Annotated in this window: 24 protein-coding genes; 16 read left to right on the top strand and 8 right to left on the bottom strand. The window is 44.6% G+C overall.

The window, feature by feature from the left end; all coding sequences use genetic code 11:
- The first annotated feature begins 91 nt into the window (after positions 1-91).
- The 5 genes from KOG47_RS13790 to KOG47_RS13770 all read left to right on the top strand — a co-directional run bounded on the left by KOG47_RS13790 (position 92) and on the right by KOG47_RS13770 (position 4,068).
- Entirely contained in the window at positions 92-1,072 is a 981-nt protein-coding gene (locus KOG47_RS13790) for a FecCD family ABC transporter permease (RefSeq protein ID WP_215244421.1), read from the top strand.
- The gene (locus KOG47_RS13785; protein ID WP_031424511.1) at positions 1,069-2,115 is read left to right on the top strand and encodes a FecCD family ABC transporter permease; all 1,047 of its coding nucleotides are present in this window, start codon (positions 1,069-1,071) and stop codon (positions 2,113-2,115) included. Before KOG47_RS13790 ends, KOG47_RS13785 begins: the two co-directional genes overlap by 4 nt.
- Positions 2,112-2,918 carry an ABC transporter ATP-binding protein gene (locus KOG47_RS13780; RefSeq protein WP_215244420.1) on the top strand — a complete coding sequence of 269 codons (807 nt, stop codon included), beginning with the start codon at positions 2,112-2,114 and terminating at the stop codon, positions 2,916-2,918. Before KOG47_RS13785 ends, KOG47_RS13780 begins: the two co-directional genes overlap by 4 nt.
- Before the next feature lie 94 nt (positions 2,919-3,012).
- The gene (locus KOG47_RS13775) at positions 3,013-3,486 is read left to right on the top strand and encodes a hypothetical protein (RefSeq protein WP_015880592.1); all 474 of its coding nucleotides are present in this window, start codon (positions 3,013-3,015) and stop codon (positions 3,484-3,486) included.
- A gap of 3 nt (positions 3,487-3,489) precedes the next feature.
- Positions 3,490-4,068 (top strand): NADPH-dependent F420 reductase, encoded by a 579-nt coding sequence (locus KOG47_RS13770; RefSeq protein ID WP_214691569.1) that lies wholly within the window; start codon positions 3,490-3,492, stop codon positions 4,066-4,068.
- Between the two features lie 39 nt (positions 4,069-4,107).
- Here the strand turns inward: KOG47_RS13770 and KOG47_RS13765 are convergent, their stop codons facing one another.
- Complete coding sequence (locus tag KOG47_RS13765) at positions 4,108-4,443, bottom strand: TM2 domain-containing protein (protein WP_074032574.1); 336 nt, start codon at positions 4,441-4,443, stop codon at positions 4,108-4,110.
- Positions 4,444-4,548: 105 nt separating this feature from the next.
- Between KOG47_RS13765 and KOG47_RS13760 the strand changes: the two genes are divergently transcribed.
- Together KOG47_RS13760 and KOG47_RS13755 are read left to right on the top strand one after the other, a co-directional pair.
- Positions 4,549-4,707, top strand: coding sequence for a hypothetical protein (locus tag KOG47_RS13760; protein WP_015880595.1), 159 nt, complete (start codon positions 4,549-4,551; stop codon positions 4,705-4,707).
- Positions 4,704-5,093, top strand: a complete 390-nt coding sequence (locus KOG47_RS13755; protein ID WP_215244419.1) for a hypothetical protein — start codon at positions 4,704-4,706, stop codon at positions 5,091-5,093. Before KOG47_RS13760 ends, KOG47_RS13755 begins: the two co-directional genes overlap by 4 nt.
- Before the next feature lie 35 nt (positions 5,094-5,128).
- Here the strand turns inward: KOG47_RS13755 and KOG47_RS13750 are convergent, their stop codons facing one another.
- Positions 5,129-6,364, bottom strand: coding sequence for an MDR family MFS transporter (locus tag KOG47_RS13750; RefSeq protein ID WP_215244418.1), 1,236 nt, complete (start codon positions 6,362-6,364; stop codon positions 5,129-5,131).
- Positions 6,365-6,465: 101 nt separating this feature from the next.
- Between KOG47_RS13750 and KOG47_RS13745 the strand changes: the two genes are divergently transcribed.
- Together KOG47_RS13745 and KOG47_RS13740 are read left to right on the top strand one after the other, a co-directional pair.
- A complete protein-coding gene (locus tag KOG47_RS13745; RefSeq protein ID WP_215244417.1) occupies positions 6,466-8,091 on the top strand; it encodes an ABC transporter substrate-binding protein in 1,626 nt (541 codons plus the stop codon).
- An 11-nt stretch (positions 8,092-8,102) separates the two neighbouring features.
- Positions 8,103-8,504: a hypothetical protein gene (locus KOG47_RS13740; RefSeq protein ID WP_215244416.1), complete on the top strand. Its 402-nt coding sequence runs from the start codon at positions 8,103-8,105 to the stop codon at positions 8,502-8,504.
- A 14-nt stretch (positions 8,505-8,518) separates the two neighbouring features.
- On the opposite strand, the gene KOG47_RS13735 is transcribed toward KOG47_RS13740, so the two are convergent.
- Positions 8,519-8,728 (bottom strand): YdiK family protein, encoded by a 210-nt coding sequence (locus KOG47_RS13735; RefSeq protein WP_015880600.1) that lies wholly within the window; start codon positions 8,726-8,728, stop codon positions 8,519-8,521.
- Positions 8,729-8,744: 16 nt separating this feature from the next.
- A complete protein-coding gene (locus tag KOG47_RS13730) occupies positions 8,745-9,440 on the bottom strand; it encodes a CPBP family intramembrane glutamic endopeptidase (RefSeq protein WP_078146181.1) in 696 nt (231 codons plus the stop codon).
- Positions 9,441-9,652: 212 nt separating this feature from the next.
- Between KOG47_RS13730 and groES the strand changes: the two genes are divergently transcribed.
- The 6 genes from groES (at position 9,653) to KOG47_RS13700 (ending at position 17,472) form a co-directional block, all read left to right on the top strand.
- Positions 9,653-9,937 carry a co-chaperone GroES gene (gene groES, locus KOG47_RS13725; RefSeq protein WP_015880602.1) on the top strand — a complete coding sequence of 95 codons (285 nt, stop codon included), beginning with the start codon at positions 9,653-9,655 and terminating at the stop codon, positions 9,935-9,937.
- Between the two features lie 39 nt (positions 9,938-9,976).
- Positions 9,977-11,611, top strand: coding sequence for a chaperonin GroEL (gene groL, locus KOG47_RS13720; RefSeq protein WP_215244415.1), 1,635 nt, complete (start codon positions 9,977-9,979; stop codon positions 11,609-11,611).
- Between the two features lie 300 nt (positions 11,612-11,911).
- Positions 11,912-12,997, top strand: coding sequence for an AAA family ATPase (locus KOG47_RS13715; protein WP_215244414.1), 1,086 nt, complete (start codon positions 11,912-11,914; stop codon positions 12,995-12,997).
- 28 nt (positions 12,998-13,025) lie between these two features.
- Positions 13,026-15,293 carry a S8 family peptidase gene (locus KOG47_RS13710; RefSeq protein WP_215244413.1) on the top strand — a complete coding sequence of 756 codons (2,268 nt, stop codon included), beginning with the start codon at positions 13,026-13,028 and terminating at the stop codon, positions 15,291-15,293.
- A 17-nt stretch (positions 15,294-15,310) separates the two neighbouring features.
- Positions 15,311-16,354, top strand: coding sequence for a hypothetical protein (locus KOG47_RS13705; protein ID WP_215244412.1), 1,044 nt, complete (start codon positions 15,311-15,313; stop codon positions 16,352-16,354).
- A gap of 587 nt (positions 16,355-16,941) precedes the next feature.
- Positions 16,942-17,472, top strand: a complete 531-nt coding sequence (locus tag KOG47_RS13700) for a DUF3841 domain-containing protein (protein WP_215244411.1) — start codon at positions 16,942-16,944, stop codon at positions 17,470-17,472.
- Positions 17,473-17,589: 117 nt separating this feature from the next.
- Here the strand turns inward: KOG47_RS13700 and KOG47_RS13695 are convergent, their stop codons facing one another.
- Positions 17,590-19,611, bottom strand: coding sequence for a phospholipase D family protein (locus tag KOG47_RS13695; RefSeq protein WP_215244410.1), 2,022 nt, complete (start codon positions 19,609-19,611; stop codon positions 17,590-17,592).
- Between the two features lie 173 nt (positions 19,612-19,784).
- Here KOG47_RS13695 and KOG47_RS13690 point away from each other — a divergent pair, with 173 nt between their 5' ends.
- Positions 19,785-20,354, top strand: coding sequence for a YdeI/OmpD-associated family protein (locus tag KOG47_RS13690; RefSeq protein ID WP_215244409.1), 570 nt, complete (start codon positions 19,785-19,787; stop codon positions 20,352-20,354).
- Between the two features lie 429 nt (positions 20,355-20,783).
- Here the strand turns inward: KOG47_RS13690 and KOG47_RS13685 are convergent, their stop codons facing one another.
- The 3 genes from KOG47_RS13685 to KOG47_RS14895 form a co-directional block, all read right to left on the bottom strand.
- A complete protein-coding gene (locus tag KOG47_RS13685; protein ID WP_215244408.1) occupies positions 20,784-21,491 on the bottom strand; it encodes an ABC transporter permease in 708 nt (235 codons plus the stop codon).
- A complete protein-coding gene (locus tag KOG47_RS13680; protein ID WP_074034792.1) occupies positions 21,488-22,336 on the bottom strand; it encodes an ABC transporter ATP-binding protein in 849 nt (282 codons plus the stop codon). Before KOG47_RS13680 ends, KOG47_RS13685 begins: the two co-directional genes overlap by 4 nt.
- A gap of 130 nt (positions 22,337-22,466) precedes the next feature.
- On the bottom strand, positions 22,467-23,447 hold the full coding sequence (locus tag KOG47_RS14895; RefSeq protein WP_215244407.1) for a LytTR family transcriptional regulator DNA-binding domain-containing protein: 981 nt from the start codon (positions 23,445-23,447) through the stop codon (positions 22,467-22,469).
- Positions 23,448-23,501: the final 54 nt, after the last annotated feature.

Below are 23,501 nucleotides of genomic sequence, written 5' to 3'. Positions count from 1 at the left end.
TTCCTGACTATAAGTGATAATGATTCTCACTGTCAACCCCTTTTTATGGAACGCAATATTTGCTATGGTAGGAAAGGAAAGAAGTGAGGACATGAAAAAACCTTGGATCAAATTACTTTTCTTGATCATCTGTTTACCTATTCTAAGTTATATCTCCTTGCGCGTCGGTGTGATTGCGGTCAGTCATGAAGATGTGATGACGTTCCAAGCGGACGGGGGATCTCAAGCGATGATTGCCTTAGCCGACAACCGTATCCCACGGACGGTCGTCGCGCTACTCGTCGGTAGTGTCCTAGGTCTCGCCGGGCTCATTTTTCAACTCGTGACCCGCAACCCGCTCGCATCTCCTGATATTTTGGCGGTAAACGCCGGAGCGAGTCTGGCCATCGTGCTCGTGACGCTTTTTGGGTTCAGTAGTATCGCCTCGTTCACGACAGCCTCGCTCATCGGAGCGTTTATTGCCGGCGTGATTGTCTATCTACTGAGTGCGAACGGAGGGAACGTCATGTATATGACGCTTGCCGGGGCGTCGCTTGCCGCTCTATTCAGTTCCTTCACCCAGTCGATCATCGCGTATGAGGAAGGCGCGCTCGATGAGGTGCTGTTCTGGCTGACCGGGTCGGTCGCCGGACGATCGCTCACGCTCGTCGAGACGTTGTTGCCATGGATGGCGGGGGCGGTCATTCTCGTTCTCTTGCTCAGTAAAGAGTTAGAGACGTTATCGCTCGGAGACCAGGTCGCCCGTTCACTCGGACAAAATGTCGGCATCATCAAGTTCGTCGCCGTGACGCTCGCCGTCGTGCTCTCCGCATTCGGGGTGGCACTTGCAGGACCAATCGCATTTGTCGGTCTGCTCGCTCCGCATTTGGCGAAATATCTGTTCGGGACGGCATTTTTCGCTCGTCTCGCCGGAAGTGCTCTCATCGGTAGCGTCCTATTGCTTGCGGCGGATATTCTGGGACGCGTTATCCTGTTCCCACGCGAAGTGACCGTTGGGGTCGTACTCGCCGTCATCGGTGGGGCATTCTTCATCTATCTCGTCAGTGTCAGACAAGGAGTCTTTAAATCATGAAAACATATCGCTTTCGAAAAGGTCCTGTCTCGTTCACGCTCCGAAAGCGTGAAATCGAGTTGGCGCTTCTACTTGTCGTCGGATTGCTCGTGTCGATTTATTTCGGGCTCGCCATCGGTGACACATTCCTCAGTCCCGCCTCACTCGCTGCCTTGTTCATTGGAGCAGGGGATGCATTCGAGCAACTCGTCGTCTTCGAGTTTCGGATGCCACGTGTGTTGATGGCAATCACCGCCGGCGCGAGTCTCGCTGTCAGTGGTCACTTGTTACAACTGACAATCAAAAACGAATTGGCATCCCCGGAGATTTTTGGGATTGTCGGTGGCGCAGGGGTTGCGACGGCCACGTTCTTCACGGTTTTCTCCGATGAGCGAACGAATCAGCTGTCAGTGCCGCTCGCCTATATCCCCATCGCTTCGTTCCTTGGGGCAATTGTTGTCGGGATGTTCCTCTTCTATTTGTTGAAACGTGGAGTCCCACCTGTCCGGCTTGCACTTGTCGGGATCGGAATCAGCATCTTCTCGCAAGGAATCGTTCAGTTCATGATGCTCGCCTCGAACGTCTACCGAAAGAACGATATCCAACAATGGCTCACCGGTACCGTCTACGCCGCGACGTGGAATCAATTGAAGATCATGATTCCGTTCGTCCTTCTCTTTTTACTGGCAGCCTTCTTGATTGAACGTCATGTTCGTCCGCTCCATATCAGTGAAGCGACAGCGACGAGCATCGGCGTACCGGTACGCGGGATTCAGCGTGGGACGTTGTTGCTTTCCTGTTTACTCGCCGGCATCGGTGTCGCCTTTGTCGGTGCAATCGGGTTTGTCGGGTTGATGGCACCTCATATCGCCCGACAAGGGTTGAAGCTCCCTTACATCTGGGCGACGCTACTTGTCGGGGCGACGATTGTCGTGTTGGCGGACGTACTCGCTCGGACGATTTTTTATCCGTATGAACTACGGACCGGCGTGATGACAGCCGTCATCGGAGCACCGTATTTCTTCTACTTACTTCGACGGATGATGAAAGGAAGCATGAGATGAACACATTTGATTTGAAACACGTAACCATCGGATATGAACAGAAGACGGTGCTCGAACAATTATCGTTCTCCATCCCACATGGGAAAATCACCGTCCTTCTCGGCGCGAACGGCTGCGGGAAGTCGACGCTCCTCTCGACGCTTGCGAGACAGCGAGATGCACTAGGCGGGGAGATCGCATTTCGGAACAAACCGCTCGATTCGTATCGAGCGAAAGAGGCGGCTCGACTTATGGCATTCATGCCACAAGTGAACGTGGCACCGGATGGACTGACCGTCGAACAGCTCGTAAGATTCGGGCGTTATCCGTACCAGACGTTCTTCAAACGATATTCGGAAGACGATGAACGGGCCGTCGAGCGGGCACTCGCCTTCACCGATACGGTATCGCTCCGTGACACGCTCGTCAGCAACCTTTCCGGAGGACAAAAGCAACGGGTATGGATCGCGTTGGCACTCGCTCAAGAGTCGGAGACGATTTTGCTCGATGAACCGACGACATACTTGGACATGTCGCACCAAATCGAGATTTTGGATTTGATGTACCGATTGAACCGATTGGAAGGAAAGACAATCATCATGGTACTTCACGACCTTCACTTGGCCTGTCGCTATGCCGATCATGTTATCGCATTAGCTGGCGGTAACGTGTATCGTGAAGGCAGTCCGAACGATGTCGTCGATGAGACGTTCATGAAAGATGTATTTGGTCTCAAAGTCGTGGTGACCGAGGATCCGCTATACGGGACACCGCTCTGTGTACCATATTCGCACTACGAGTTGAATGAAAAACGACCGACCTGAACCTAGTCTGCGGACTAGGTTTTTTTACGGAAAAGCAGGGAAAAAGAGTAGGGTAAGTGCGTGTCATGTTTTCTACCTAAAGGAGGAATTTTTCATGGCTAAAAAGGAAAAACAACCGTATCACATCGTCACGTTCACGTTCCCAGAAGAATCAATCTCGTATCAGGCGTTCAGTAAGCTGAAAAAGTACCATTCGGATGGGCTCGTCGGTTTTGAACAATTGGTCGTCATCAAGCGCGAAGAGAACGGGGCGTTCTCGTTCGAGGATGCGGCGCAGCTCGCACCGGTCAATAAGTCGACGAAAGGTGCGCTCATCGGGATGGCGGTTGGAATCCTCGGAGGTCCGTTCGGTATCCTGTTCGGGACACTAACAGGTGGTCTCATCGGCGGCACGAAAGACGTAAAACATTTACAAGGCATCCAAGACACGTTCAAACGGACGGTCGGTAACATCGAACCGGGTCAGACGGGTGTCATGGCCATCGGGGATGAATTCGATCCATCGATTTTAGACGGGCTTGCAGAAGAGTTCGGAGGGACAGTCACGCGGACAGACGAGGAGCTGTGAGACATGAAACTCGGGATCTTAGGTGCCGGGAAAGTGGGACGTACGCTCGGGGAGCAGTTCGAACGAGCAGGCTATGAGGTGCTGTACGGGACACGGACGGAGCGGGAAGGGACATTGACGCTACAAGAGGTCGCCTCGACAAGCGATGTCCTATTGCTCTGTACGCCGTTCGCGGCCGCAGTCGACCTGTTACCGACACTCGACGGACTGGATGGGAAAGTATTGATTGATGTGACGAATCCAATCGCCATCGAATTTAACGAAGTCGAGCGACCGGACGGGGTGTCGGGTGCGGAGTATTTGCAGCGACTCATTCCTGATACGAAAGTTGTGAAGGCGTTCAATCAGACAGGGGTCGAGAATTTAGGCGATCCGGATGGCTCCGTCATGTTCGTCGCGGGTGAAGATGAGGAAGCGGTGCGGCTTGTCGTCGAACTATCGAACAAGATCGGCTTCGATACGCATCCGCTCCATGGGCTGAAGCTTGCTCGTGAGTTGGAAGGGTTGGCGTGGCTCTGGATTCATAATGCGGTGAAAGAGAGAAAATCACGGGACTTCGCCTTCTACTTAACAGAAAATTAAAAGACGATCGGGGCGATATGCCTCAATCGTCTTTTTTGATTAAAAACCTGTATAGCGATCAGAGCGTGTTTGAAGCAGCTCAATCGTCTCGCGCTCAATCTGCTCGACTTCCCGTTGTTGCCAACCTGGCATGAGGAACGCATCGACGAGTGCCCAAATGCCTGTGATGAATGCACCGAGACCGAGCGTCAAGACGACGAGTAGGACCATGGCGATTCCTGAACCGATTTTTTTGAAATAGAAACGGTGCGCACCAAATGCACCGAGGAAAAACCAAAGCAAGTAGGCGACGAGCAAGCTACGTTTTCGTTTTTCGACTTCGCTGTTCACGAGTAACATTTCTTCTGTCGTCAAATCCATACGCGAATCATACATAGGACTCCAACTCCTTATCCATAATTGTTATAATGAGTTCGCACTCAAGTATATCGGAAAATGGATTTGTTTCCATGATTTCCTAAAAAGAAAAGAGGTTCTTTTATGCTTTTTCCGATTTTGACGTTCATCGTCGCCTTCGTTCACGTCGTTGGTGGGGCGATTGCCCTTTATCAATATCCACAATATAAGCGCATGGCCATCAGTGCCATCGTGCTCGGGTTCGTCTACGGTGGGTTGACCGTAGCTGTGATTGGATTATGACGAACAGACCACTGCGTTCGCGACTTCAAATGAAGAGCGGTTATCAATTAGGGACATACTTATTTTTAAGTCTCATCATTTTTGATTTACTCTTAGGCGACGTGCCGAGAATCTCGTTTGCGATGTATGCAGTTTTCTTTTACTTTTGGCAACGGGAGCGTGTAGAAAAAGAAGAGAAGGGGTTAGCCGAGAAGATGAAGCGGAAGTCGGATGAGTGGACGATCACATTCGTCGTCTTGCTTTGTTTGGTAGGCTATGTGGTCTCCCTTGGCCTACAATATCCTTCTGTTTCGTTGCTCGAACTGAGCATTTATGGCTTCTCGACAATCTTCTGCATCCGGGCGTTGACCTTGATCTATGCGATGCACCAACAACAGCTCGAATAAAACCCATCCCTTCGCTGAGAAAGGATGGGTTTTATTTAGGAAGCCGCTCGTCGTAAAACGAGCTTTTCTTTTACATAAATTCCGCTATAGACGAGGAAGCAACCGAAGCTGACCAACAGTCCGATGTAGACGCTCATCATGAACGGGGTGAGGAGCGACCCGATTAAAATCGTCGAGCGTGATAAGAAGTCGGCGCCGGCGAACGACGTTCCGGCAAACGCCGAGTACGCACCACGTCGGTCTTCTGGCATCATGTTCGCCTTCTCCGTATTCAATACGGGCGAGTACAACAATTCGCCGAACGTTGCGATGAGCATGAAACCGAGGAGGAGCATCATCGAGTTCGCGCTCGTGATGACGGCGTACCCGATCGTGTACAACGCGAGTCCGCCGAGTAGCGTATGCTTGTTTGAGAAACGTGAGGCGAGACGTTGAATGAAGAATGTCAACACGACGACGATGAGCGTGTTCTCGATTTGAATGAGACTCATCATCCGCACCCCGTTGATTGTCCATGATTCAATCGAGAGCGGTTCGAATGAATCGGCGAGCCGGACCGCGACATAACTGCCCATTGAGAACTCGGCAGCGAGGATACACATCGAGCCGAAGACGACTTTGACGAACGGGCGGTCACGCCAGGCGATTTGATAACTTTGGAACACGTCGACGAAGACGAGGCGAAGCTTTTGAGAGGTCCACGTCCGTTTCGTGTCCTCGAGGAAGATGGCGTACGCGATCGGCAACATGCTCGACGTGAACGTCAAAATCCAAAACAGTAACAGTTGGTTGCTGACATAGAGCCAGCCCCCGAGTGCCGTCCCGATCGTGATTGAGAGGTTGATCAACCAGTAATCGAGCGCATAAACGGCTTTTCGGTTCTCAGGTGTTGTCGCGTCGATGATGATGGCACTCATCGCAGGCCGCCCGAGGTTATTCGTGACCGTGAAAATCGTATAGGCGATCATAAAGACGATCATCTGGTCGAACTGAAGACTGAGCGTCATGACGAGAAACATCGATGCCGTGAGGCTGGCCGTCAACACGAGAAGTCGCTTTCTTGAAAACTTATCGGCGAGGTATCCCCCGATTAACCCGATCACGTATCCGAGACAGACGAGCGAGATCAAGAAGACTCCCGCTATCCATTCGTTGAACGCTTTGACAAAGAGAAGTGCCATGAACGGCATGATGGCGAATGAGACCGAACGGTTAAAAAATGATGTCACGAGTCGAACTTTTATTGGTTTAGGTATATCTTTCCATTTCATCTTGTCACCTTCCATTCTGTACCTGTATGATAAACAAGACAACAGATTTGAAAAATGGACGACATGGGGAAATGATGTCCACTTTTAAGGGGGGATGTGACGTGGATGCATATTTATTTCGATTGTGGAAAGAGTGTCGGGATGGGGCGTACACGATTTCCGATATGGCGGAAGCCATTCATTTAAGCCCGAAACAGACGAAGCGTCATTTGGCACGGTGGCAAGAAGAAGGGTGGCTCACGTATACGAGTGGACGCGGACGGGGAAATTTGACGCGTCTCGAATGGCTACGACACGTCGAGCGTGATTTGGCAAAACAGTTGCTTGACCGCATGGAGAAAGAGTCGGTCGAGGCAGTGACGAATCAACTGGAGTGGGACTGGTCGCCTGCGCAGGCAGGACGGTTCATGCGCCAGCTCGAGAAGAAGTTCGGTTACGTCCAAACGTCGAGCGATGCACTCATCATCCCGCGACGCCGTCACTTTTTGACGACACATCCGCTCGAGGCGGCTGACATCCACAGTGCCCACCTCGTCCAGAACGTCTTCAATCGTCTGTTCATGATTGACGCGTCCGGGGAGGTCACGGGGGAACTTGCGCATCACTATGAATGGCAGGGGAGTACGCTCGTCTTGTTTCTTCGGAAAGGGGTCCGTTTCCATGACGGGTCGCTCATGACGAGTAAAGATGTGACGAAGAGTCTGCGCATGCTCGTTCAGTCAGATGCGTATCGCTATATGTATCGGCACGTCCGGCATATCGCATCGAACGGCACGTATCGCGTCGACGTCACGCTCGACCGGCGACGGAATTCGTACATCCCGAAACTGTCGATGATCCATACGAGTATCGCCAAAGGAAGTGTCGGGACTGGGCCGTTTCAATTGGATCGCCATGACAAGGAGAAGACGGTCCTCCTCGCCTTCGAGAATTATTTCGGGGTGCGGGCACTCCTGGACCGGGTCGAGTTCATCAAAGTGCCGGACGGATACGATCCGACGTATCGGATCTCATCAAGGGATTCCAAAGAAACTGGACACATCTCGACACCGTCTGGGTTCGGGCTTGTCATCTTGAACAGTCATCCGAATAGTGTGTTCGCGAATGAAGAGGCGCGGCATTATATGCATCGCTTGATTGCGGAGATTCGACCGGAGATTGGGACGTTGAATGAACGGAGAACGCCGAACGACCGAGGGTTTCTCGGTTCGATGAGCGAGACGTATCGCATTCCAAAAGGAACACCTGTCTCGTTCGACCGACCGATTCGCATCAAACAGACGGACTTCACGAACGATACGACCGACTGGATTGCCGAGATGTTGACGCGTCACGGCATTGCTTATGAGTTCGTGCCCATCAGCTTTAAAGATTCGATTCATGACAAGACGTATTATGAATACGTTGATTTGGTGGTTCACGGAGAAGTGTTCGAGCGGAACATCACGCTCGGGTTTGAACAGTTCATGACGAACGAGTACTCGCCCCCACATAAAGTGTTCCCTTATATCGAGGGGATGGCGGAACGGATCGGACAATATGATGACCTGCCGTTTGAAGACTGGTTGTCGCTGCACCGGGAGATCGAGCGCGAGTTGAAAGAGAAGTCGTACTTCATCCCGCTCTATAACGAGGAGCGAACCATTCCGTTCCCGGTCGAGCTGAAGGACGTCTGTGTCGACTTGTTCGGCTATTTTGATTTTGCGAAACTATGGATTCCATCATAAGGAGAGATATTGTGCGTAAGAAGTTACTAATTGGGTTTATGATTTTTTTTGTAGGACTGTTTTTGTTTGCGCTATGGGATGGTGAATTCGTCGCCTTGTCACTCACGGGGCTAGGGTTCACCATCTATGGCTATCGACACGAAGAAATTGAAAAGCTTGAGGAAAAGGTGAGCAAAAGAATCATGAGACAAGTCGATGCGACACTCATGAACATCACGATTTACGGTTTGCTGGTCATTGGCGTGGTCATTAATTTCTTCTTAGATAAACCACAACTCTCATTGATTGATACCATTTATGTTGCATTAGGTGTATTGTTCGGTCTGCGCGGACTTCTCATTCGAAGTGTCTATCAAGAAGAGATACAGGATCAATCGAAAGTTACAACCATAAGAAAAACCCCGAGCTCATAAGACTCGGGGTTTCATTATGCGGATTTGTCCGTGCCTTCTTTTTTGACTTTTCGGGCGAGTGCCAAGATTTGATATACTTTGAAAAAGTCGTAAGCGGCGACGGCGATGATAAAGTACGTCCAGAAGCTGAAACCGTACTCTTGTACCGAGAAGTACGCGAGGACGGTGAACAACACACCAAACGATAGACTGAAGAGCATCATCACTTTTAATTGTCGCGGCATAACTGCCACCTCATTTCTACATTAAAAATAGTACGAGCATCACGAGCGCGTTGTTAAACGCGTGGATGGCGATCGGAACGATCAATCGTCTTGTCTTCGCATACGCGTAAGAGAACGCGAAACTCATCGCGATATACACGAGGAATCGATTATCTTGGTGGATGAGTGCGAATAAAATCGAACTGACACCAAAGGCAATCCAGAACCCAAAGCGTGCGTTCAAGTTCCCGAACAAAATATGACGGAAAAGAATCTCTTCGATGATCGGTCCGAGCAAGACGACCGGCAAAATCATGAGTGGAATAACTTCCACCATATCAGCGATGTTTTGTGTGTTCATCGATTCGACAAGTTCGCCCGAGATGGCCGTCTCAATCAAGTTCGCCACGATGACGAGCCCGTATTGCATCAAAATCCCGAGCCCGATCCATTTGACCGTGTCGTTCAAGTTCGACTGGATACCTTGGGCTTTGTATTGTTTCAAGTCTGGCCAGATGAGCAAGATTGACAGAACAATCGTCACACCGAATCCGATGGCGAGCCAGAGCCCGACGAACGTTTCTGTTAGCCATTCCGGTCGTACTTCGCTGAGGACGAGCGGGAATAGCTGGACGAACGCATATAGTAAAATCGGGGTGAGGTGCCGGAGACGAATGTTAGGCGCCATCGAAAAACGGGTATTTATCGATTGGTTTGAGTTTAGTGTAGCCAATTCAACACGTCCTTAATATAAGAGTGAACCTACCTTTTTCTCATTGTAACAAATAAGTTCTCTTGACCGCGAGTAAGAGCATTTTTTAATGTTCCCCACTTGATTTTTTAATCGGCTCATACTACACTTATCAATGTTAGCACTCCTTTTAACTGAGTGCTAAAACCTTACGATACACATTACATCATTCATATTCGGAGGAGGGTTTTTCCATGTTAAAACCACTAGGCGATCGTGTCATCATCGAAGTCGTGGAGAAAGAAGAAAAGACGATCGGGGGCATCGTGCTTCCTGATACGGCGAAAGAAAAGCCGCAACAAGGGAAAGTCGTCGCAGTCGGTACAGGCCGCGTGACGGACGAAGGCAAGCGCATCGATCTCGACGTGAAAGAAAATGATTTGGTCATCTACTCGAAGTACGCAGGTACCGAAGTGAAGCATGATGGAAAAGAGTACTTAATCGTTCGCGAGAGCGATATTCTCGCAATCGTAGGCTAAGCACCATTATTCAAAAACTTTTTTAGGGGGAAATGAACGATGGCAAAAGATATCAAATTCTCAGAAGATGCACGTCACGCGATGCTTCGCGGCGTCGACGCACTCGCTGACGCAGTCAAAGTAACAATTGGACCAAAAGGACGTAACGTCGTCCTCGAGAAAAAATTCGGTTCACCACTCATCACGAACGATGGTGTGACAATCGCGAAAGAAATCGAACTCGAAGACCGCTTCGAAAACATGGGCGCGAAACTCGTTGCTGAAGTCGCGTCGAAGACGAACGAAGTCGCAGGGGACGGTACGACAACAGCGACAGTCCTCGCACAAGCGATGATTCGTGAAGGGCTCAAGAACGTCACAGCGGGCGCGAACCCGATGATCCTTCGTAAAGGGATCGACAAAGCGGTCACACGTGCGCTTGAAGAGTTGAAAGCCATCTCGAAACCAATCGAGTCAAAAGAAGCGATCGCACAAGTTGCGGCCATCTCGGCAGCGGACGAAGAAGTCGGCGAATTGATCGCAGAAGCGATGGAGCGCGTCGGTAACGACGGTGTCATCACAATCGAAGAATCACGCGGCTTCACGACAGAACTCGACGTCGTTGAAGGGATGCAGTTCGACCGTGGATACTTATCACCATATATGATCTCAGACTCTGACAAGATGGAAGCGTCACTCGACAACCCTTACATCTTGATCACAGACAAGAAGATCTCAAACATTCAAGAAATCATCCCAGTGCTCGAGCAAGTCGTGCAACAAGGGAAGCCGATCTTGATCGTCGCTGAAGATATCGAAGGCGATGCACTCGCGACACTCGTCTTGAACAAACTCCGTGGTACGTTCAACGCGGTAGCCGTTAAAGCACCAGGGTTTGGTGACCGTCGTAAAGCGATGCTCGAAGACCTCGCGACACTCACAGGTGGTCAAGTCATCACAGAAGACCTAGGTCTCGACCTTAAATCGGCATCACTCGACATGCTCGGTCGTGCATCGAAAGTCGTCGTCACAAAAGACACAACGACTGTCGTCGAAGGTGCCGGGAACGAAGAAACGATCAAAGCACGCGTTCAAACGATCCGTAACCAAATCGAAGAAACAACGTCTGACTTCGACCGTGAAAAACTCCAAGAGCGTCTCGCGAAACTCGCAGGTGGCGTAGCCGTCGTCAAAGTCGGTGCAGCTACGGAAACTGAGCTTAAAGAGCGTAAACTCCGCATCGAAGACGCACTCAACGCGACACGTGCGGCCGTTGAAGAAGGAATCGTGGCGGGTGGTGGTACATCACTCATCAACGTCATCCCAGCCGTTCGTGCGTTGCTTGTAGAAGTGACAGCGGATGAAGCGACTGGTGTCAAACTTGTCCTTCGTGCACTCGAAGCACCGGTCCGTCAAATCGCGGAAAACGCGGGTGAAGAAGGTTCGGTCATCGTCGAGAAACTTAAGAACGAGTCAGTCGGTGTCGGGTACAACGCGGCAACTGGCGAATATGTCGACATGATCGCACATGGTATCGTCGACCCAGCGAAAGTGACGCGTTCAGCACTCCAAAACGCAGCATCTGTCTCAGCGATGTTCCTCACAACAGAGGCCGTCATCGCAGACAAGCCAGAAAAAGACGCTCCTGCAATGCCTGACATGGGCGGCATGGGTGGAATGGGCGGCATGATGTAAGAAGGTTTTTATACGATTTTTAGATATATATATATATATATATATATTAAATTAAAAAGATAAATATTTCTATTTTTTGAAATTAGTGTATTAATTTACTGTTTCTTGATTATGAGATTCATCTCGTGATTAGGGAACAGTTTTTTAATAGGTAATTTAGTTTTAATGTCAGTTATTGTAGTATCGAGATAGTGAGTCTTTTTGAAAAAATTTTAGTTTTTAATCTCAATAGACAATCTATGAAAAATTATAAGCGTTTTTTTGTATAAAAACTTTTATAAACAAAATAGGGGTGGGAAATTGAATAGTATTAATGATTTTTACATCAATTTAGCTAAATTGGCAGTAGAAGAAAGAAAGCATGATTCAATAACTTTAATAAAAAAAAGCATTAAGCACTTTAAAGAAAGCGACCCGATTTTTGCAGATCAACTAAACAGAATATTAACAACTTACCAAAATAGATCAAATGTTTTTAGGAAAAATATTGAAGCCCCTTTACCTATCGATTTAGACAGTAAATTAGAGTTGGTAAAGAAAAATTTTATGGAGAACGAAAAAAATATATCCTGGCCTAAAGAAGTTGATAATGAATTAAAGAAAATCATAAAAGAAAGAAACTTTGAGACAAAATTAATGAAAAATGAATTACTTCCAATTCGTTCATCTTTATTTGTAGGAGAACCAGGAGTAGGGAAAACATTAGCGGCCAAATGGATTTCAACTACTTTAGGTAAACCACTAATAACTCTGAATTTAGCTGCTATAATGAGTAGTTATTTGGGTAAAACCGGAAATAATATTAGGGCAGTTATAGAATATGCTAAGAAAAATGATTGTATTCTATTACTTGATGAATTTGATTCGATTGCCAAAAAAAGGGGAGATGATTCAGAAGTAGGTGAATTAAAGAGACTTGTAACCGTATTACTCCAAGAGATTGATGATTGGCCATCCTCAAGGTTGCTTCTAGCTGCAACTAATCATCCAGAATTACTAGATCCTGCAGTTTGGAGAAGATTTGATAAAATAATCCATTTCCCTAAACCAAGGAAAGATGATTTGATATATACTATAAATGGATTATTAGAAAATAACCCATTCGAAAATAAGGGAAATTTTGTCGAATTATTATCTTTCTTATTAGAAGGATTGTCTTATTCTGATGTTACTAAAGAAATTAATAGTGCAAGAAAAGAAAGTATACTTGATGAGGTAGATATTGTTAAGATTTTTGAAAATATTATTTCCGAAAAGTGTTTAATTGAAAATAAAGATAAAAAAATAAAAGTTAGCTTTAAGCTTTTAGAAATGGGTTATTCTCAAAAACGTGCTTCTGAAATAGTAGGATTATCGAGAGAGACAATAAGAAAGTACACAAAATAAGTTAACTTCAATGTACTAAGGAGAAGCCATGAAAAATTACAACAACTTTTTATTAGGTAATGGTGAAAGACTAACGGAAGGAGTAAAGGTTAAAAAAAATGGTGGCGAAAAGAATCCCCCTTATGAATGGGGAGAAGCTAAAGAGCAAGTTAAAGAATGGTTAACTGAAGCAGTAAAGGAATTTGAAAAAATTCCCATTGAAGCTAGTCCTAGTGGGGAAGTAAGTGCCGTTATAACAATGCACCCTCGTTATACATCTAAAAGTGATTTCCCAAAAAATTTGTTCGAATCAGTAGGGATTCGTGCTGTAGGAGGGCGCTCCAAAAAAGTTAAACCAAGATCATGGGGGATTGAGAAGCACCCTGAAGCTGCTATAACGGATGAAATATTTGTAGTTGGTACAAGAGAGAACTTTCAAAAGTGGGCACAGAGTATGAGTTCTTGGTCAGAGGACTCTAAAAGTGGTTTTGAGATAACTCATTTGGAAGAGATTAAAGCATTTACAGTCGAAGACAAGATTAAGCTTAAGCAAATAATATTAACTGAAAAAGCGAATCAAATTTTATTTGAGTTCGTATTACATGAAGGTTCTAATACAAAAGTTTTGGAAGATTTCAAAGAGTATTCAAAGATGAATAATGCCGACATTATTTCTGAAAAAATCCGGAGGGTCGGTAATCTTACATTTGTTCCTGTCTATACTAATATTAAAATTGCAAATCAACTTGCACAATTTACATATGTACGTGTTCTTAGATCCATGCCTCAACTTAGAACTTTAACGCCCGATATAGAAAAAGAGGAACTTCAAAGCGAAATTCGACTCTCAGAGAAAAAAGATGTTGAGGAAGAATTAAAAATAGCAGTGTTCGATGGGGGAATCCCTAAAAACTCTCCGTTATTGAAATGGGTAAATTTGATTGAGCCTGATGGAATAGGAGCGGAAAATCAAAAGTATTTAGAACATGGTCTTAGTGTGACTTCAGCTCTACTTTTTGGTTCTTTAGAATTGTCACAGGAAGCTATATTGGAACCGATGTTTAAAATTGATCATATTAGAGTTCTAGACGAGAATTCCGGGGTAAACAATGACTTTGATATGTATGATGTTTTAGACAGAATAACTTCAGTAATTGATGAGGCTAAAAATATTGGAAAGCCATATGATTTTATTAACCTAAGTCTAGGACCAGATATTCCTGTTGAGGATGATGAAATAAATAGTTGGACTGCTAGTCTTGATATAAGATTAGTAGGTAATGAAAGTTTTGTTACAGTAGCAGCAGGTAACTCTGGAGAAACTGACGTTAATTCTGGGTCAAATAGGATTCAGCCTCCTTCAGACGCCGTCAATGTTCTCACCGTCGGTTCTTGTGACACTGATGAATTATTATGGGAGAGAGCTCCATATAGTAGTATAGGACCAGGAAGATGTCCAGGTATTATAAAGCCGGATGGTGTAGTGTTCGGTGGTAGTTTGAAAAAAGCATTTGGAGTTTTAGGTCCTGGGGAGGAGCCTTTGTTACTTGGGACTACAGGAACTAGTTTCGCAGCCCCCTCACTGTTAAGGTCTGCGATTAATGTGAGAAATCAATTGGGTATTAGCTTAAGCCCTATAGCAAACCGAGCTCTATTTATTCACAAAGCACATAGGAATCAGAATATCCATAAAATTGAAGATGTAGGATGGGGAAGATTTGAAACAGACTTAATGAAAATCATTACGTGTGGCAGCGATGAAGCAATTGTGATTTATCAAGGTGAGTTACCGATAGGCGAGCATTTAAGAGCTCGAATACCTATGCCGAATGGAAAACTAAAAGGAATGGTTTCAATAACTGCCAGTTTAGTTATTTCACCGGAAATAGACCCAAGCTATCCCAACAACTATACTAAAGCAGGACTGGAAATTGCCTTTAGACCAAATTCAGATAAGCGTAAGCTAAACAAAAATGGTGTGTTTTCCGAGCACGCAGAGACTAAGTCATTTTTTAATCGAAAAGGTATATTTGGTTTAGCGGAACTAGAATTAAGAGAAGATGGGCATAAATGGGAGCCATGTTTAAAAGCTACTAGAAAATTTCGTGCATCTACCTTAGTAGATCCCGCATTTGATATCTACTATCATCATAGAGCAGAAGGACAAGCTTTAAAAAACCCTAAACCCATTCCATATGCTTTGGTTATTGGAATGAAAGCTCCGAAAGTTGAAGACTTTTATAACAGGGTCTTTAGAACCTATTCGAATATTTTAGTTCCATTAAGTCCGAAAACTCAAGTTAATATTCGAAGTTAAGAAAAGAGGCGGGATAAATGGCTAAAATTAAATTCATAGTCATGATTGTTACATCTCTCACTTTAGTATGTAGTCTAGTGTTTTATCCACTGTTCATCGATATTTGGATTGAAAATGATTCAGGTGCTATATATGAATTTGCTAAAAATATATATCAAAAAAAAATTTCGTTGATTTATTTCATTCTTATTACTGCTGCGGTTCTCGCATTTTCGTTTTGGCTCTATAGAAATTATAGAGAGGAGATTGAGAAATATGAACAAGAAAGCAGAGAAACAAGTAGAACACTACTCAGAAAATACAGAGAATTAAAAGAGTTCGATCAATTGAAAACTTTATACTTAACTATGGAAAAATTTTGTTTAAAATATGATTTGATTTTTGCTGTTCAAATATATAGTTACCATACAGTGGCGGAAAAGAACGTTATGCGTTGCAGAATAGATTACGTAGACGGATTTGTGAAAGATCGAAAAGATTTAAACGGAATGATTCAACAGAATTATTATTTAAACAAAAGGGTATATAAGGAATATAAAAATGCTATCCAAAAGTTTTTTGAAAACGTAGATGAGGTCGATGCTTTATTACGTTTCATAGCGAAATCTGTAGAAGAGATTGAGAATAAAGAAATAAATCAACTCAAACACCGTGATGCAATTTTATATGCACTTTTGGAAGATTCGATAGATACGCTAAATAGTTACTATCCTGATTCTAACAACGTTTTTATTAAAGATAACAAAAGAATTAAACTTGAAAATTTACTTAAGGATCGAAGACTTGGGATATACAGAGGGATTTTATTGAACGGATTTTATAGTTTTTTTTACGATGGAAAAGGTTCGAAAGAAGGTAGACAATATATAACTAATCCAATTACAATTAGTCAAAAGAAATATATAACATTGATTTCTCTAGATCCGGAAATGCTAAGTGAAGAAGAAGGAGAAAAAAATCAGCAGTTGCGCATGTACGTGGAAGAATTCGAGAACATGCTTCACGATGAATTTGAAATAAAGTATAATGATAATGAAGGAGATGAATACAATGCAACGTAAAAGTCCTACTCCGGAAGCTCAACAAAAGATAAATAGAGTTATTAGTCAATTGAATGAAAAGACCCAACCAACTAATAGAAGGTCACCTATTCGCTCGAATAATTCTTCGGTATTAGGAAAGTCGAAAAAACCTGTGGTTATAAAATAATTTTTTTAATTTATGCGATTAAGCATCCTGTTTTTTGGGGAAAGCTTAATCGCATTTATTTGTAAATAGAGTATGTAGTTGTTTCAATCAGCTGTAGAAGTTAATTTGATTTGATTCTTACGCACTTTGAGAGAAAGTACATTGTTCCAATTCTGATTTTAAAGAACGTTTAGATAATCAATGCAAAGGAGATGATTAGCGGGTTCACAGAACTGTAGTTCATGACGATGACACAGGACATGAGGGGAACGAACATCGCTACGAGAATGAATGCAATATTGAAGTAAAAATATGTGATGTGGATGCAACTGTTGCGTACCTATTTATCATCTAAAGTAATTAAATATAAGTCGAATGCATGCATTATTTATTTAAATCCTTCTCCAGTTACTTTTGTATAGTGAATGCATATGATGTATGAAAGGATGGAGAATGATTGGTGATTTATTATACATATCAGCATGAAGATGCTTGGAAAGCTGCATTGGAGCGAGGGTATCTACAAGGTGATCTTCAGTACGCTTTTTTCAACGACGAAGGGTTTGAATTTTTTAAACCAGCCTATGATTGGATGGTTGAACAATATGAGCAACGAATTGGAATTTCGTTATGTGGGAACTATCCGGTCTGGTGTTGGGATGAGTTTCCTGACTTAAGCAGGGGTGGACATATCGGACAAGGGAACAGAGGTGTTGTGTTGACAGTGGGATTACCGGATAATCAAGTACTAGCTTCAGAAATTTCATTTTGGGAGTTTGTTCCGTATCACTCTACTTTTTGCAATATAGCCGAGACCTTTGATCACAGGGAAAATATTAACCCTGCCTATACTCGAAAGTCATGGGAAAAAATCTTTGATAAAACGTGGTGTGAGGAGAAGGGGATTCATCGGTCTATCGAGGCACCAGACTATCAATACGTGATTCATCGTATTGAACTGCATCAAGTTCGGGCTGTCATGCCTTTTTAGGACTTGGATGATTGTTTGATGGACCGGGTTCGAGGATTAGCCTGGCAGCTCAATAATAATCTTAGCTTGAAGAAGTCGATTCCGTTCTGTCGGGACGTGCCGAAACGCTAAACGATATTATGTTTTCCACCAAGCTTTCCATCGTGAGGGCTTTTTCTTATTCTCAAGTAAAGGAGCAAGTTGGGTTGCCATCGCATGTGCAATTTGTTTACCTGTTCTAGAAGCCGATTTATTTTCCCAAACTGTCTGAATTGAAAAACCGACGAACTGTTCAAGTAACTCGCTATTAAGTGTTAAACTGTTGCCGCCGCTTTGAACGAGTACACCACCAGGTAAAAATGTCTTCGCTTCAGTACGATCATGATGCGTTTTGAATGCGGACTCGTAAACGATAATTTCATTTTCGTTTTCAGGGTTTACACAAATATGATCTGCTTTTGACATAAGGGTCATCGCCCACAAAGTCTTTCCACGGTGGTTCACGATATCGTAGTTTGGAAGGAAGTCATGTTCACTTGCATATGTTTTTAGTTCGGGAGAAATTTTAAATAATACTTCTTTTGTTAGCGACAAATAATCTTCTTTTAGTCGTTCAATGTCTTCTGAAGTTATTGAATCTAAACGTTTGGACAACTCACTTAAAAAAGTGAAAGGAAAAAGAGGATCTAAGTTACTAACCAATTGATATACGTCAAACGATTGGTCTTTTGGTTCCCGATATTTAGAATCGATTGGAATCATCAAGATTCGACGAAGGAGCTGAGGTTTTGCGAGAGCCCCTGAAATATTAGACGTTGTTATTAAAATCGGAAACACACCTGTGCGGTCATTTGACCAAGACTTTACGTTATTTTCACCTTGAGTCGTTGTAAAGAAGTTGTTTGGGACCTCATCAATGATCAGTGGATTCACCCAATCGGAATGAAGGTACGCATCAATATAATCATTTGCAATTCGTGTGCTCGCTTTTTTACCGTTTGGTGGGATTTTTAACATGGAATACGTAGGGATTGATGAATAGTCAAGTAACGTTGAGAAGTATTCACGGACGAGTGTTGTTTTACCAGTCTGTCCATCACCGACGATATTCATTACAACAGGAATATCTTCCTTAGGTAAGTGATTTTCTGTATAGATGTCACGAATTTTCCAAATTAGGGGTGACGTGAGCAAATACAAAAGTCCAGTAAATACTTGATGTCGCTCATCTCTAAATTTGTTTTGCTCGTAACTTTCAATCACATCGATGATTCCGTTAGCAGAAGGTGTTACTTTGGCTTGCAATAAGGTTTTTAAATAATCTTCGCCGATGATAAAATCTTTCTCTTCAAAGTCGAATTGCCACATGAGTTGCTGATTAATATCATAACTGGATAATCTTTCATCTATAGCGAGTCGGACTTGTTTTCTGATTTCTTCTGTATTTGGCTTTCTTCGTCGCCCTGTTTTTGTCAGAACGAGCGGTAGGAAAGAAGGTACGACTTTTTCTTCAAAAACCGTATCGACTTTGTGCGTGTGTAGTTTTTCGATTTCTGGTTTTGCTTCCTGAACAAGTGCTTCTGGTACGTTAACGTCAATTAAGAAAGATTCAATCACTTCGTCAGGTTTTTCTCGGACTGTATGGAGCAAGGAATGGTCAATATAGTCAATGGTATCTCGCTTGATTTCATACCACATATCGTACATTTGAGTGAAAAAGGAATCGTTTTTTGAGCCCGTTCGGATGAATAGTAACTCGTGATTTTTGCCTTGAAGAGCCGAAGTTGTTAAATTTGCGCTACCTGATAATATTTTATAGTGATCGTCATTTTCTAAAATATAAGTCTTATGGTGAATGGGAATGGAATGTGCAAGATGAATCTCGAGTCTTTCATCCAGTAACGCATTAAAAGTTTCAGATTTTAGCAATCGAATATTTTCAACTCGATTCGTAATATCAAGAAGCTGGTTGATTAACTGAAAAGATGTTCCGGTGAAACCGTGAATGATTTCAACCTTTTCAAAAGATGGCATCAATTCATTAATTAGTTGGAAAGAGCTTACGTATGTGATGGCACGTAACGAAGTAAATCCTTTGATTTCATCTTTAAAATTGGTGTCAATAAACTGATCTTCATTCCAGTCGTAATAACGAATCATTGATTATCACCTCCTATCAAAATATTCCCGAATCTGTAGCTTGGCACTCTAATGATTTTATGCGAGTTTGAGTTCATCGTTGTCTATACGGTGAGCATTAGGGGTAAAAAGTAGATGATTGAAAAATATTGTCACGTCAGATATGCAAGAAAACAGAAGAAGGGACAAGTGTCATGGAAATCGACAAAGTCTTACTCTTTGAACAGCGAAGTGAATTCCGAGAATGGCTACATCAACATGCAGATGATACACCCTATTGTTGGGTGATCCTCAGTCGTAAAAATAGTGGGAATGGATTACTGTATCTCGACGCTGTTGAAGAGGCGTTGTGCTTCGGATGGATTGATGGGATTGCTAAGAAGACAGCAGAGGGAGAATTCGTCCAACGTTTTTCACCCAGACGACAAAAGAGTAATTGGACGGAGCTGAACAAAGAGAGGGTAAGGCGTTTGATAAGACTCGGGCTCATGCAAGAACGAGGGTTGAGTGTTCTTCCTGATATGAGCTTTACGTCGTTTATTGTTGATTCAGAGATCATATTGCGGTTGCAGGAAGATCCTCGAGTCTATCAGAACTTCATGGCATTTCCTGAACTATATCGCCGTATTCGAATTGATACGATTCAAAGCGTTCGTCAAAACCGTGAGTTGTATACGAAACGGCTCGATAAATTGATTGAGAAGACGAGAGCAAATGAAATGTACGGACAATGGAATGACGATGGACGTTTGCTTCATGATTGAGTAGGGACATGAATTGATCTAATTAATTGCGCGAATGAGTCAAAATCGTCAATTTCCATAATGGATATACTCAAGAAATGTGAAAAATGTTGAAAGTCGAAACTTCCCTTCCCTTTGTTCGTAATGAGTAAGAAAGGGGGATACTTCGATGGCACCACGTTGCACGAATTGTCAGTATAAATGGAAAGTGAAAGAGGTATGGTCACTCGGATTTTCAAAAGACGGAAAAGCGTGTTCGAACTGTGGACACAGGCAATACATTTCTGGTGAAACTCAGCGTCTATTTACATTAGGCTATTTGAGTCTTCTATTTGTTCCATTTCTTCTATTTCGAATCCGATTAAGCGATGAGAATAATCCATTCCTGTAACAAGGATAACGAAAAACAGGACTACGATGCGTAGTCCTGTTTTTGTATGGTCTTAACATTCAATCCGTCTGCTTCCGGTTATACATCACGACGCTACCGACGAATGCAGCAAGCGCCCAAGCTGTGAGCAAACCGAGTTCTAGCCCGACGGCACCGAAGTTCGCACCGTCTTCCACTTGATGAGCCACATCAATCAAGAGCACGTTCGGTAAATACTCGAGCACTCCGATGATGGCAAAACGGTCTTGTAGTGGCAACAACATCGGTGAGAACGAGAAGAAAAAGAACGGTAACATGACAATCAATGAAGCTTCCATGACTGTCTTCGTCATCAAGCCGAACATCGTTCCGATCCCGATATAAAAGAATGTCGAGACGATGAGCGCGAGGGCGATCACAGCCAGATTTTTTGGAGCGTAATCCATCAAAAATGACGAGGCTACGATGAGGATCATCGTCGTCACGAACGTGAGGGCACTCTTTCCGAGCAAGATGTCGAGCGTGCTCGCCGGGGACAACATGAGCCCGCGAAGCGTGTTCTTCTCTTTCTCTTCGGCAATCAACGCACATTGTACGAAGATGGCCACGAGGCTAAACGTGATGTTGATGACGAAGTACGTGATATCGACGCCGCCGTCACCGATTCGTGAATAGAAGACGGCGAAGAAGAGCGGCATGATCAAGGTCGACGAGACGAACAAGTTTCGAGACAAATCCTTGTAGTCTTTCTGGAAAATAGCGAGTGCACGTTTCATTGAAAAAGTCATGATAATTTCCTCCCTGTCACTTCGATAAAGATATCGCCGAGTGTCGGCTCGTTGGAATGGATCGATGCGATATTTTTAGCACGCATCTGTTTATGGAGCCAGTCCGCGCCTTCGTCGGTTTGTGTCACTTCATGCGTCTGACCGTTGTTCAATTCAACTCGCATCGATCCTGTAGCATATTTCCTGCGCAATACGTTCGGAGCATCGAGCAGTTGAATCGACCCTTGATGTAAGAAAGCGACACGGTCACACAGCTCTTCGGCTTCCTGCATATCATGTGTCGTCAGAAAGATGGTCGTCCCGTTAGCCTTCAACCGTTCAATTCCTTTATAGATATGTCGAGAGTTGACCGGATCGAGAGCCGATGTCGGTTCATCTAGAAACAGTAACTCTGGCTCATGAAGAAGGGCGCGTGCGAGTGTCACCCGTTGCAACATCCCTCTAGAGAGTTTGTCGATGCGCTTCTTCCGTTCCCCGCTGAGGTTGACCATGTTCAATACCTCATCGATCCGAGTCTTTGGTTCATCATAAAGGTCACAATATAAGCTCAGGTTCTCTTCTATAGAAAGTCGTGTATAAAGACCACTATTGTCCGTCAACACGCCGATGCGTTTACGGTACTGTTCTTGTTTCAAATCAGCGACCGGTACGCCGAAGACGGTAGCATCACCGGCCGTCTGTGCGAGTTGTGACGTCAAGATTTTTATCGTTGTCGTCTTTCCAGAACCACTCGGTCCCAAGAATCCGAACACTTCCCCTTTTCCAACTGTAAACGTCACATCATGTAACGCTTCCTCGTTCCCAAACAACTTCTTTAACCCGTTCACTTGAATGATTGGTTCCATTCCCGTTCCTCCTTGTCGATGTCGTCTTGCTTGTCTCTATCGTATAGGGAATGGGGGAAGGCCGCACTAAAATGGCGATAAATGGCGCTTGTCAGGAGTTGAATGAAGCGAATAGAACTGTGAATGGAGACTATTTGAGCCCCATCATCGTCTTCAATTCTGCCATTTTTGTCTTGGATAACGGAATCGTTGTCTTCTCTGAATCATCCAAGACGAGACTGAAGCTATTTTTCGTATAGGTGATGACTTCGCGCACACGTTGTAAGTTCACGAGATATGACCGATGGCAGCGGAAGAAACCGTACGGAGTCAAACGCGTCTCGAGCTCGTTCATCGTGAAGACGCTCGGGAACTGATCCGATTGACTATGTAAAATCGACTGTCCGTCCTGACTTTCGATGAAGTCGATTTCAGGAGGGTCGAGTAAGATGATTTTTTCGTTCACTTTCGTCGGAATCTTCTCGAAACGGACGTGGATGACCTCAGATGAGATGTCTGTCTCATCCGCTTCTTCCGGTTCCACATCTAACAGGCGCAAGTGACGATGGTCGATCCGATAAACGGTCGATGTCATGAAGAGCGCACTCTCTATGTTGCTTGTCAACACGAGGACGGCTTTTTGTCTCGATGTCAATGTCTGTAACGTATCGCGTAGAAGGTGGCGTGTCTCTTGGTCCACGTCTTGGTCGGGTTCTTCAAACACATACAGGTCACGGTCCTGGAGAAGCAGCGCGGCGTACTGTGTGCGTCTGACAAGGGAGCGATTGAGACGGTGGAGGCGATGCTTGCGGTAAGTCGTGAGTTGGAGTTGCTGCATCACCGAGTCGACCGAGTCAGTTGAATCATATATGCGCTTGGTGAAGCGTAAATACTCCTCGATGGTGAGTCGGTCGTATAAACCGTCCCTTATGGAGAAGAGGGACAGTGTTGAAGCGTGGTCGATGTTACCGGTATAAGTCGTGATCTCCTGACTGATGAGACCGAAGATGATTTCCCGAGAAATCACGCCGCAATGAATGGCGGCCAACTCACCTGGTTGGATCGTAAATGAAATGTTTTCGAGAATGAGTGTGTCTTGTTGGCGAACCGAGACGTTTTGAAAAGTAAGCACCGAATCCCTCCCTTTTTAGTGGAATTATACCATTATCTGATTTAGAACTCGGAA

Source organism: Exiguobacterium sp. s121, assembly GCF_018617245.1.
Classification (GTDB): domain Bacteria; phylum Bacillota; class Bacilli; order Exiguobacteriales; family Exiguobacteriaceae; genus Exiguobacterium; species Exiguobacterium profundum.
This window is presented reverse-complemented; position numbering and strand designations above follow the sequence as displayed.

Excerpts from the sequence above, each read along its gene's own strand:
- KOG47_RS13790 (WP_215244421.1), top strand. The coding sequence starts at position 92 with ATGAAAAAACCTTGGATCAAATTACTTTTCTTGATCATCTGTTTACCT.
- KOG47_RS13785 (WP_031424511.1), top strand. The coding sequence starts at position 1,069 with ATGAAAACATATCGCTTTCGAAAAGGTCCTGTCTCGTTCACGCTCCGA.
- KOG47_RS13780 (WP_215244420.1), top strand. The coding sequence starts at position 2,112 with ATGAACACATTTGATTTGAAACACGTAACCATCGGATATGAACAGAAG.
- KOG47_RS13775 (WP_015880592.1), top strand. The coding sequence starts at position 3,013 with ATGGCTAAAAAGGAAAAACAACCGTATCACATCGTCACGTTCACGTTC.
- KOG47_RS13770 (WP_214691569.1), top strand. The coding sequence starts at position 3,490 with ATGAAACTCGGGATCTTAGGTGCCGGGAAAGTGGGACGTACGCTCGGG.
- KOG47_RS13765 (WP_074032574.1), bottom strand. The coding sequence starts at position 4,443 with ATGTATGATTCGCGTATGGATTTGACGACAGAAGAAATGTTACTCGTG.
- KOG47_RS13760 (WP_015880595.1), top strand. The coding sequence starts at position 4,549 with ATGCTTTTTCCGATTTTGACGTTCATCGTCGCCTTCGTTCACGTCGTT.
- KOG47_RS13755 (WP_215244419.1), top strand. The coding sequence starts at position 4,704 with ATGACGAACAGACCACTGCGTTCGCGACTTCAAATGAAGAGCGGTTAT.
- KOG47_RS13750 (WP_215244418.1), bottom strand. The coding sequence starts at position 6,364 with ATGAAATGGAAAGATATACCTAAACCAATAAAAGTTCGACTCGTGACA.
- KOG47_RS13735 (WP_015880600.1), bottom strand. The coding sequence starts at position 8,728 with ATGCCGCGACAATTAAAAGTGATGATGCTCTTCAGTCTATCGTTTGGT.
- groES (WP_015880602.1), top strand. The coding sequence starts at position 9,653 with ATGTTAAAACCACTAGGCGATCGTGTCATCATCGAAGTCGTGGAGAAA.
- groL (WP_215244415.1), top strand. The coding sequence starts at position 9,977 with ATGGCAAAAGATATCAAATTCTCAGAAGATGCACGTCACGCGATGCTT.
- KOG47_RS13710 (WP_215244413.1), top strand. The coding sequence starts at position 13,026 with ATGAAAAATTACAACAACTTTTTATTAGGTAATGGTGAAAGACTAACG.
- KOG47_RS13705 (WP_215244412.1), top strand. The coding sequence starts at position 15,311 with ATGGCTAAAATTAAATTCATAGTCATGATTGTTACATCTCTCACTTTA.
- KOG47_RS13695 (WP_215244410.1), bottom strand. The coding sequence starts at position 19,611 with ATGATTCGTTATTACGACTGGAATGAAGATCAGTTTATTGACACCAAT.
- KOG47_RS13690 (WP_215244409.1), top strand. The coding sequence starts at position 19,785 with ATGGAAATCGACAAAGTCTTACTCTTTGAACAGCGAAGTGAATTCCGA.
- KOG47_RS13685 (WP_215244408.1), bottom strand. The coding sequence starts at position 21,491 with ATGACTTTTTCAATGAAACGTGCACTCGCTATTTTCCAGAAAGACTAC.
- KOG47_RS13680 (WP_074034792.1), bottom strand. The coding sequence starts at position 22,336 with ATGGAACCAATCATTCAAGTGAACGGGTTAAAGAAGTTGTTTGGGAAC.